Source organism: Sulfitobacter sp. (assembly GCF_041552635.1).
In the GTDB taxonomy this organism is placed as follows: domain Bacteria; phylum Pseudomonadota; class Alphaproteobacteria; order Rhodobacterales; family Rhodobacteraceae; genus Sulfitobacter.
In genome coordinates, this window is record NZ_JBFEKM010000156.1 from 1 (window position 1) to 9,954 (window position 9,954).

11 protein-coding genes are annotated in these 9,954 nt (G+C 58.8%); 5 read left to right on the forward strand and 6 right to left on the reverse strand.

The window, feature by feature from the left end; genetic code table 11:
* From ABYT07_RS16220 to ABYT07_RS16235, 4 genes are all read right to left on the reverse strand, one after another.
* A partial coding sequence (locus ABYT07_RS16220) for a DUF1499 domain-containing protein (RefSeq protein ID WP_372993075.1) occupies nucleotides 1-402 on the reverse strand: 402 nt, incomplete at its 3' end.
* Between the two features lie 52 nt (nucleotides 403-454).
* Nucleotides 455-1,402, reverse strand: a complete 948-nt coding sequence (gene speB, locus ABYT07_RS16225; protein ID WP_372993076.1) for an agmatinase — start codon at nucleotides 1,400-1,402, stop codon at nucleotides 455-457.
* On the reverse strand, nucleotides 1,399-2,364 hold the full coding sequence (speB, locus tag ABYT07_RS16230; protein ID WP_372993077.1) for an agmatinase: 966 nt from the start codon (nucleotides 2,362-2,364) through the stop codon (nucleotides 1,399-1,401). The genes speB (ABYT07_RS16225) and speB (ABYT07_RS16230) overlap by 4 nt, the downstream gene beginning before the upstream one ends.
* Complete coding sequence (locus ABYT07_RS16235; protein ID WP_372993078.1) at nucleotides 2,364-3,533, reverse strand: M20 aminoacylase family protein; 1,170 nt, start codon at nucleotides 3,531-3,533, stop codon at nucleotides 2,364-2,366. The genes speB (ABYT07_RS16230) and ABYT07_RS16235 overlap by 1 nt, the downstream gene beginning before the upstream one ends.
* Before the next feature lie 63 nt (nucleotides 3,534-3,596).
* On the opposite strand from ABYT07_RS16235, the gene mazG reads away from it, so the two are divergent.
* The 4 genes from mazG (at nucleotide 3,597) to ABYT07_RS16255 (ending at nucleotide 7,337) form a co-directional block, all read left to right on the forward strand.
* Entirely contained in the window at nucleotides 3,597-4,421 is an 825-nt protein-coding gene (gene mazG, locus ABYT07_RS16240; RefSeq protein ID WP_372993079.1) for a nucleoside triphosphate pyrophosphohydrolase, read from the forward strand.
* 73 nt (nucleotides 4,422-4,494) lie between these two features.
* Complete coding sequence (locus ABYT07_RS16245) at nucleotides 4,495-5,436, forward strand: nucleoside hydrolase (protein WP_372993080.1); 942 nt, start codon at nucleotides 4,495-4,497, stop codon at nucleotides 5,434-5,436.
* Nucleotides 5,433-5,882: a GNAT family N-acetyltransferase gene (locus ABYT07_RS16250; protein WP_372993081.1), complete on the forward strand. Its 450-nt coding sequence runs from the start codon at nucleotides 5,433-5,435 to the stop codon at nucleotides 5,880-5,882. The genes ABYT07_RS16245 and ABYT07_RS16250 overlap by 4 nt, the downstream gene beginning before the upstream one ends.
* Nucleotides 5,883-5,924: 42 nt before the next feature.
* On the forward strand, nucleotides 5,925-7,337 hold the full coding sequence (locus ABYT07_RS16255; RefSeq protein ID WP_372993082.1) for a YdiU family protein: 1,413 nt from the start codon (nucleotides 5,925-5,927) through the stop codon (nucleotides 7,335-7,337).
* A 3-nt stretch (nucleotides 7,338-7,340) separates the two neighbouring features.
* Here the strand turns inward: ABYT07_RS16255 and ABYT07_RS16260 are convergent, their stop codons facing one another.
* Nucleotides 7,341-8,228: a DMT family transporter gene (locus ABYT07_RS16260; protein WP_372993083.1), complete on the reverse strand. Its 888-nt coding sequence runs from the start codon at nucleotides 8,226-8,228 to the stop codon at nucleotides 7,341-7,343.
* Between the two features lie 139 nt (nucleotides 8,229-8,367).
* On the opposite strand from ABYT07_RS16260, the gene ABYT07_RS16265 reads away from it, so the two are divergent.
* On the forward strand, nucleotides 8,368-9,168 hold the full coding sequence (locus tag ABYT07_RS16265; RefSeq protein WP_372993084.1) for a DUF533 domain-containing protein: 801 nt from the start codon (nucleotides 8,368-8,370) through the stop codon (nucleotides 9,166-9,168).
* A 50-nt stretch (nucleotides 9,169-9,218) separates the two neighbouring features.
* On the opposite strand, the gene ABYT07_RS16270 is transcribed toward ABYT07_RS16265, so the two are convergent.
* The coding region (locus ABYT07_RS16270; RefSeq protein ID WP_372993085.1) for a TRCF domain-containing protein at nucleotides 9,219-9,954 on the reverse strand (736 nt) is incomplete at its 5' end.

Consider the following 9,954-nt stretch of genomic DNA (forward strand, 5'->3'; position numbering starts at 1 on the left):
CCGCTGCAACCGGTTTTTGTTGACGCCCATGTCTGATTTGCCAAAGCGCAAGCGGCCATAAATCACGACACGGGTCTGCGCGCCGGCATCTTCGCGCGCGATCGTTGTGAAGTCTGGAAACCCCCAAAGCAGGGACCGCGTGACATAGACATCCTGCCCCCGCACCTGCCCCAGCTTTTGCGTTCTTGGCAATGACAACATGGCGTTGCCGAACGCATCCATCACGTCTGATCCATCACCGTCCACCAGCCGCACCACTTTGAAGCCACCCTCAGTCGGATAATCTCCCGGCTCTTGCGGGCTGTCCTTGATGGCCCAGTTTTCAACCTGCGTCGGGGCCAGCCGGACATAGGCCTGCAAGCCGACGAAACCTGCAACAACGATCCAAAAAAATGCCATCATGATCTTCACCTTCATTTTGCCTTGTAAACTCCCCGCGGAGCGTCGGGTCTGATCAACGGTACGCAACACCCGGTAGAACACACAAGATTTCAAACAGGATATTGGCCCCCGTCAGCGCGGTATTGCCTGAGGTGTCATAGGGCGGCGACACTTCTACCAGATCGGCACCGACGATGTTCAACCCCTTAAGAGCCCGAATAAGCTCCATCGCTTGCGGTGTTGTCAGCCCGCCAATTTCCGGGGTGCCCGTGCCCGGTGCAAAGGCCGGATCAAGGCTGTCGATATCATAGGTGACGTAAACCGGCGCATCGCCGATATCGCGTCGAATTTCCGCGCCCAAGGGCGACAGACTGCGGTGCCAAAGTCCGTGGGCCGGGAATTGTTGAAAACCCCAACCGGCGGCTTCGGCAAAGTCATCGGCACCGTAACCGGACCCCCGCAGACCGATCTGATAGGTCTTTTCGGGGATGATCAGCCCTTCTTCATAGGCGCGGCGGAACACTGTCCCGTGGGTTTCGCGTTCGCCGAACATCTCGTCATTGACGTCGGCATGGGCATCCACATGTATCAACGCCACAGGGCCGTGGCGTTTCGCTATGGCGCGCAAAATCGGCAGGGTAATCGAATGGTCGCCGCCAATCGCCAAGGGCATGGCGTCATATTTCAGGATAGCGTCGTAGCTCTCTTTGATGATGGACAGACTGTCCGACAGCGAAAAGGTGTTGATCGCCAGATCACCGATATCCGCCACCTGCAATCCGTCAAAGGGGGCTGCCCCCGTGGCCAGATTATAGGGCCGCAGCATCGCGCTTTCTGATCGGACCTGTTTGGGGCCAAAGCGCGTACCAGACCGCCACGAGGTGCCGATATCCAGCGGAATTCCTAGAACAGCAACGTCTAACCCCTTGAGATCATTTGCTGATGGCAGCCGCATAAAGGTGCTTGGCCCCGAAAATCGTGCCAGATCGTTGCCGCTGATGGGTTGGTTCTTTCCGGTCATTGGTTGCGCATCCTCCATCCCAGCAGGCACAGAATTTCTGTCGCCACATGCGCGCCTGCAATCGCCGTGGTGCCGGTGGTGTCAAAGGGCGGAGAGACTTCTACAATGTCGCCGCCGACAATATTTATCCCCGCAAGATCGCGGAGCATGATCGCGCATTGCGCCGACGTTAGCCCGCCCCAAACCGGTGTGCCAGTGCCCGGCGCAAAGGCCGGATCAAGCGCGTCGATGTCAAATGTCAGATAGCAGGGTCGGTCGCCAAGCACTTGTTTTATCTTGGCAACTGCTGCTTGCGGCCCCTTTTCATGAACCTCGCGGGCATCAATGGTCGTGACCCCCAATGTGTCCGGGTTTGTCGTTCTGATCCCCACCTGAACCGACGTATGCGGGTCAACAATCCCGGATTTCACGGCCTTATAAAACATGGTGCCGTGGTCGATCCTGTCCATATCGTCATCAGGCCATGTGTCCGAATGCGCATCGAATTGCAGCAAGCTGATCGGCCCGTATTTTTCGGCATAGGCCTTGAGGATCGGAAAGCTAATGTAATGATCGCCGCCCAGCACGACACTTGCTGCACCTGCGTCCAGTATCCCCTTGATATGCTTGGTCAAAGCGGCTGGAAACTGGCTGGTGTGGCCATAATCAAACGCCAGATCGCCATAATCCGCGATGGCAAATTCGCTGAGCACATCGAAATCCCAGCCATAAGGCGGATCATAGGGTTGCAAGGTCGACGCCTCGCGGATCGCGCGCGGTCCCAGACGGGTGCCGGTGCGGTTGGTCACTGCTTGGTCGAACGGCACGCCGGTCACAGCGATATCAACGCCGGTCAGGTCTTTGGTATAGCGACGGCGCAGGAATGATGTGGCACCGCCAAACGCATTCTCAAAGCTCGGCCCTTTCAGGTCGTCGCGGGTAAAGGCTTGATCGACCTGCGTTTTTGCATCCTCAAGCGCCATCAGTGACCTGCCGCCGGTTGCAATTGTTCGACCAGCTGAACAAAGAACGACGCGCCCACAGGGGCGACATCATCGTTGAAGTTGAATTTCGGATGGTGCAATCCGGCACCTTCGCCAGCGCCAAGGAAAAGATAAGCGCCGGGGCGTTCTTCCAGCATATAGGCGAAATCCTCGGCCCCTGCGACGCGGGCGAATTCCGCGTCGACATGTGCATCGCCCACGACCGAGCGCGCCACATCTGCAGCCAGCGCCGTCTGTTCGGGGGCGTTTTGCGTGCTGGGATAGCCTTCCTCGTAATCAAGCGTCGCGGTCACGCCATAGCTGGCCGCTTGGCCTTGCACGATCTCTGCCATCCGGTTGCGGATCAAGGTTTGCACATCCTTGTCAAAGGTCCGCACGGTGCCGTTGATCATCGCCGTATCCGGGATGATGTTGCTGGCCGACCCGGTGTGGATCTGCGTGACCGAGATCACGTGTTCCTGCGCCGACAAAACGTTACGGCTGGAAATTGTCTGGATCGCCTGAACGATGCCGCAGGCAGCGACGACCGGATCGGCGGTCTCGTGTGGCATGGCCCCGTGGCCGCCACGGCCATTGATCTGGATGGTGAAGGAATCGACCGCCGCCATGATCGGACCCGGCGTGGTGAAAAACGCACCGAATTCAGCCCCCGGCATGTTGTGGATGCCGTAAACTTGCGCGATGTCGAAACGGTCCATCATGCCTTCGGCGCACATCACTTGCGCGCCGCCGCCGTCTTCTTCGGCGGGTTGGAAAATCAGCGCGACGCGGCCCGAGAAATTGCGCGTCTCGGCCAGATATTTTGCGGCCCCCAGCAGCATGGTGGTGTGGCCATCATGGCCGCAGGCGTGCATTTTTCCGGCATGGGTAGACGCATATTCAACGCCAGTTTCTTCCTCGATTGGCAGCGCGTCGAAATCCGCGCGCAGACCGATTGTTGGGCCATCACTGCTGCCCTTGATGATCGCAACAATACCTGTCTGCGCGATCCCCTCGTGAATTTCGTCAACGCCGATTTCTTGCAGCCGCTCCTTGATAAAGGCGGCCGTCTTGGGGCAATCAAAGCCCAACTCCGGGATCGTGTGCAGATGTCTGCGCCATTCAGTCATCAGAGGGGCAAAATCCGCGATACGGTTCACGACGGGCATTGGGTGGACTCCTGCATATATCTTGGTCAGGTTGCATCTGACACCAGACACAAGGGCGCTGCAATGGGCGAGACGACGAAAGATGCATTGATCCATGATCAAAGCGCAGGGATTGATCGGTTGTTAGAGATCATGCGCCGCTTGCGGGACCCTAAAACCGGATGCCCGTGGGATATCGAACAGGATTTCGCCAGCATCGCCCCCTATACCATTGAAGAGGCTTACGAAGTTGCCGACGCGATCGAACGTGGCGACTGGCCCGAGCTTGAGGGAGAGTTAGGCGATCTGCTGCTGCAAACCGTTTATCACACGGCAATGGGCGAAGAAGACGGCCATTTCACCTTTCAGTCTGTGGTACGCAACATCAGCGACAAGATGGTTGCGCGGCATCCACATGTGTTCGGCGATGAATCGCGAGACAAATCGGCAGATCAACAAACTGCCGATTGGGAAAAGATCAAAGCGGTCGAGCGCGCAGGCAAGGCCCAAGGTGGCGCGCTGGACGGGGTTGCCGTTGGCCTGCCTGCCTTACTGCGTGCCTATAAATTGCAAAAACGCGCCGCGCGTGTGGGGTTTGACTGGCCTGATACCGGCGACGTGGTGGCCAAAATCGCCGAAGAAGCCGCCGAACTGGTCGAGGCCCGCGATACCCTGACCCAGACGCAGGTCGAAGAGGAATTCGGCGACCTGATGTTCGTGATGGCCAATCTGGGTCGGCATTTAGGCCTTGATCCCGAAGCAGCCCTGCGCGCCGCCAACGCCAAATTCATTCGCCGTTTTGAAGGGGTCGAAGCGCGGTTGGCTGATATCGGCAAAACCCCCGCCGACAGTGATCTGGCCGAGATGGACGCGCTATGGGATGCCGTCAAACGGGCGGAACGCAGCTAGGCCACATGCTGTCTGCTGGACAAGGCGCAACGCATGCGGCAAGGCTCTGGAAACGCACGACAGGAGATCAGACATGACACCGCGCAAGATTATCATCGACACCGATCCCGGTCAGGACGACGCGGTTGCGATCCTGTTGGCCTTGGCCAGCCCCGAAGATATCGACGTGCTGGGCATCACCTGCGTTGCAGGCAATGTGCCGCTGGATCTGACCACGCGCAATGCGCGGATCGTGTGTGAACTAGCTGGCAAAACGGATGTGAAGATCTTTGCCGGTTGTGACCGCCCGCTGGGCCGCGCATTGGTGACGGCGGAACATGTGCACGGCAAAACCGGCCTTGATGGCCCGGACTTGCCTGAACCCACCATGCCGCTGCAAGATGGCCATGCCGTTGATTTCATCATTGATACCTTGCGCGAACATGCGCCGGGGACGGTAACGCTTTGCCCACTTGGGCCACTGACGAATGTCGCGACAGCGCTGCAAAAGGCCCCCGATATCGCCAAGCGCATCGCCAAGATTGTGCTGATGGGCGGCGACTATTTCGAGGGGGGCAACATCACCCCCGTGGCAGAATTCAACATCTACGTTGACCCGCAAGCTGCTGACATTGTTTTTAAATCAGGAATTCCTATCGTTGTGATGCCTTTGGATGTCACCCACAAGGCGCTGGTCACGGCCCCCCGCAATGATGCGTTTCGCAATATCGGCAGCCCCGTGGGGATCGCCGTGGCGCAGATGACTGAATTCTTTGAACGCTTTGACAAAGAAAAATACGGATCGGACGGCGCGCCGCTGCATGACCCTTGTGTGACCGCCTATTTGATCCGGCCCGATCTGTTTACAGGCCGCCATGTCAATGTGGAAATCGAAACCCAATCCGAGCTGACAATGGGCATGACTGTCGCTGATTGGTGGGGCGTTACCGACCGCGAGCCGAATGCAACCTTTATGGGGGAGATCGACGCTGACGGTTTCTTTGACCTGCTGACCGAACGGCTGGCCCGGTTGTGAGCGCCGCCTTCACCCTTGCCAAACCAGAGCATCTGGACCGGTTGATCGGCCTTGTCGCGGCCTTTCATGCCGAGGCGGGGATCGAACAAACAGACGAAGCCCGCCGCACGGGTATTGCCCCGCTGCTGGATGGCATCCCGCACGGTGTCGCTTATCTGATCGGGCCGGCCCGCGCGCCGATCGGCTATGTGATCATCACATTCGGCTGGTCCGTGGAATTTGGCGGGCTCGACGCGATTGTCGACGAGATTTACGTGCGCCCCGGCGTGCGCGGGCGTGGCATCGCGTCCGAGGCCCTGTTGGCCTTGCCCAATGCCCTGTCTGCCGGGGGCGTAAAAGCAGTCCATCTTGAGGTGGATAAAGACAATCAGATTGCCCAGAAACTCTATGCTCGCGCAGGGTTCAAACCCCGTGCAAACTATATGTTCATGTCACGCAAGCTATGATCAGGCTGGCGAAGCCGCCCGCAGGCCCCTATATCATAACCCATGACATTCAATGCCCCCTTCGATAACAGCTTTGCCGCCTTGCCGGATAGCTTTTATACCCGCATCACCCCGACGCCTGTGGCCGACCCCAAGCTGTTGGCCTTCAACGCGGATCTGGCCAAGACCCTTGGTCTGGCCGAGGCCGGCACCGACGATCTGGCCTTTACCTTTGGCGGCAATGAATTGCCCCAAGGCGCAGACCCGTTGGCGCAGCTTTACGCAGGCCACCAGTTTGGCAACTACAACCCACAGCTTGGCGACGGCCGCGCGATCCTGCTGGGCGAAGTCATCGACAGTACCGGTCAGCGTCGTGATATCCAGCTAAAGGGGTCCGGTCCTACGCCCTATTCGCGTGGCGGTGATGGACGGGCATGGCTGGGCCCTGTGCTGCGCGAATATGTGGTATCCGAGGCGATGCACGCCCTTGGTATTCCCACCACGCGTGCCTTGGCCGCCGTCGCCACGGGCGAGCAGATCTACCGTGAAACAGCCCTGCCTGGTGCCGTTCTGACCCGGGTTGCGGCCAGCCACCTGCGCGTCGGCACGTTTCAGGTCTTTGCCCACCGCGGCGAGGTTGAAAACCTGCGCACCCTGACCGATTACGCCATCAAACGTCACTATCCGCAGGCCGACGGCCCGATGGGGTTGCTGCGCGCCGTCTGTGCAGCACAGGCCGATCTGATTGCAGCATGGATGTCGGTGGGCTTTATCCACGGGGTCATGAATACCGATAACTGTTCCATTTCTGGCGAGACGATTGATTACGGCCCCTGCGCGTTCATGGATGCGTTCCACGCCAACCGCGTGTTCAGCTCGATCGACCGTCAGGGCCGCTATGCGTTCTCGAACCAGCCGCAAATCGCAGTCTGGAACATGGCGCAGCTGGCAACCGCATTGATCCAGCAAATGGACAACGCAGATGCCGCCGTGGCCGAGGCGACAGAGATCGTCCATGCCATGCCCGCACTGATCGAGGCCGCGTGGCTGAAACGTTTCGGGGCAAAGATCGGCATCGCCAATGCGCAGCCGGATGATACGCCTTTGATCGAGGACCTGCTAAGCTTGATGCAGCAAGACGGTGCCGATTTCACCAATGCGTTTCGCGCGCTATCGGGCGACGCGGCGCAGGACGAGTTCACCGACCGCGATGCCTTTGCGGCGTGGCAGGAAAAATGGCAGGCGCGCCTTGCGTCAGAACCGGATGCAAAAACGGTAATGCAGTCTGCCAACCCTGCGATCATCCCGCGTAATCACCGGATTGAGCAGATGATCCAAGCCGCCGTTGCAGGCGATATGGCCCCGTTTGAACGTTTGATGAATGCGCTCGCGACGCCGTACCAGACAACCGATGCAGACCTGCACCGCCCCCCGACGGAACAGGAAATCGTGCCCGCGACCTTCTGCGGAACATAGGCGCTAGGTCAGGCGGGGCTTTCGGTTGATCAGGTAAATGCCCGCCGCCACCAGCACCAACGCCGCCCAAACCGACCATGCCACATGTTCGGACAATAACAGCCAGCCTAGGATCACCGAAAACACCGGCGACAGAAAACTGAACGATGCCACGCTTGACGCAGGATAAACCGACATCAGCCAGAACCACGCCAAAAACCCAAGGCTGGCCACAGCGATGATCTGAAATCCTAGCCCTGCCAGATGGATCATCTGAACATCGCGGATCAAAGGACCGAACAGCGGCGCAATCAGAACCAGAATGGGCCCCGAGATCGCAACCTGGCACATCAGTTGCTGCGCAGGCGGCACATTGGCAAGCGGTGTCACCCGTACCAGCAGTGCAATGCCCGCCCAACAGAACGCCGACGTCAGCGCCAGCAGATCGCCTGTCCAGCTCACATGCCCGCCGCTGCGATCGGTCAGGGCAACGGCCACGCCGGACATCGCCAAAACAAGCCCGACGATCTTGAGCCGCGTCAGTCGTTCACCGGGGATCAAGAAATTCGCGGCAATCGTTAACCAAACCGGCATCGAATAGAATATAATCGACGCCCTGCTAACCGTAGTGCCGTCCAATGCCATGAAAAGGCAGGTGAATTCAAAGGTGAACAGCAATCCCGATACGATGGCCCAGCCTCTGGCGGCCCGCGGAAAGGCAAAGCTGACACCGCGCAGCTTCATCCAGATCACCAGTACCACAATCGCGCCAAGGGATCGCAGACCCGCTGAAAACACCGGATTAAAGCCGCCATTCGTAACCTTGATCACCACCTGATTAAAGGCAAGGTTCAAGGCGAAAGCGATCAGCGCAATGGCCCCGAAGGTGTCTATCGTCGTTTTACGTTCCATGCGATCACAGACGCGGGTTGGCGATGGCTTGTCAATCGGTTTGACGCAACTGTGCTGGTGACTTTGCGTCTATTCGGTTGTGTCGCAGCTGGAATTCCAACAGACTTCGCTCAGAATTTTACACAAAGGGGAACGGGTAGTGAGCTTGATGAAAACATTGGCCAAGGTGGCCATCGGCGTTGCCGTCGCCAAAGGTGCCAGCGCGATGATGAAAAACAAAAGCGCCAGTTCGGGCGGGACCAGCAGTTCCGGCGGGCTGGGCGGCCTTATGGGCGGCGGCGCGGGCGCAAGTAACAGCGGCGGTCTGGGCGGATTGCTCAACCAGTTGGGTGGCAGCTCCGGCGCGTCCGGCGGTGGTCTGGGTGGGTTGCTGAACCAATTGGGCGGTGCTGGCGGGTCCGGTGCGTCTGGCGGGCTTGGTGGCCTTTTGGGGGGCTTGGCCGGCGCTGCGGGTGCGGGTGGTCTGCTGGCAGGGCTTGGCGGTGCCACCGGTGGCAAACCCGAACGCGAAGAAGCTGATTTCGGTGCCGTGCTGAATTCACAGTTCGACAGCAACGCCACCCCCGAGATTGTCCCCTCGCAAGAGCAAGAAGTCCTTGCCGCGCTGATGATCGCCGCGATGATCCAAGCCGCGAAATCCGATGGTACTTTTGATGCCGCGGAACGCGACAAGCTGCTGAACCACCTTGGTGATGTCGATGCCGAGGAAGCGGCGTTCGTGCAGGCGCGCATGGATGCGCCGATTGATATCGACGGGCTGGTTTCACAAACCCCCGAAGGCATGGGGCCGCAGATTTACGCGATGTCGCTGCTGGCGATTGATCTGGATACCCAGGAAGAAGCCCAATACCTGCACAAACTGGCCAAGGGCTACGGGATGGACCCTGCCACAGTGAATGAAATTCACGCCCAGATGGGTGTGGCGTCCTTGTACACCTAAGGCAGGTCGAACAGGTCTGACCAACACCGAAAGCCTAAGCCCGCAATGGCTTAGGCTTTTGCTTTTTTCTTTTGTTTTTCTTTGGCGATGACATGTTCGGCCAGATCGCGGGCAATGGCAAAAGCCCCTTTGATCTTGTCCGTATCGGTCGCCCAATCGCGCTTTACTACAATCTTGTTGTCTTTGACCTTGGCCAGTCCACGCTGGTCTTGAATGAATGTCACCAACCCCTCGGGCGAGGCGAATTTATCGTTGTGGAACTGGATCGTCACGCCTTTCGGCCCGCCGTCCAGTTTCGCGATCCCTGCCCGTTTGCACATGGCCTTGATCCGCACGACCAGCATCAGCGTGTTAACCTCGCGCGGCAACTTGCCAAAGCGGTCGATCAGTTCGGCGGCAAAACCTTCAAGTTCAACCTTGGTGGTCAGGCTGGACAGGCGGCGGTACAGGCCCAGACGAACGTCAAGATCAGGCACAAAGGTTTCGGGGATCAGAACTGGCACGCCCAGATTGATCTGCGGTGCCCATTGACCGTCATCGTCGATGACGCCTTCCATCTCGCCCGCCTTGATCTTGGCAATCGCGTCCTCCAGCATGGATTGATACAGCTCGAAGCCGACATCGCGCATCTGGCCGGATTGTTCTTCGCCCAACAGGTTGCCCGCGCCGCGAATGTCCAAATCCTGTGACGCCAGCGTGAACCCTGCCCCCAGCGTATCGAGACTGCCCAACACCCGCAGACGCTTTTCGGCGGTGGCGGTCAGTTTGGCGCGCGGTTTGGTGGTC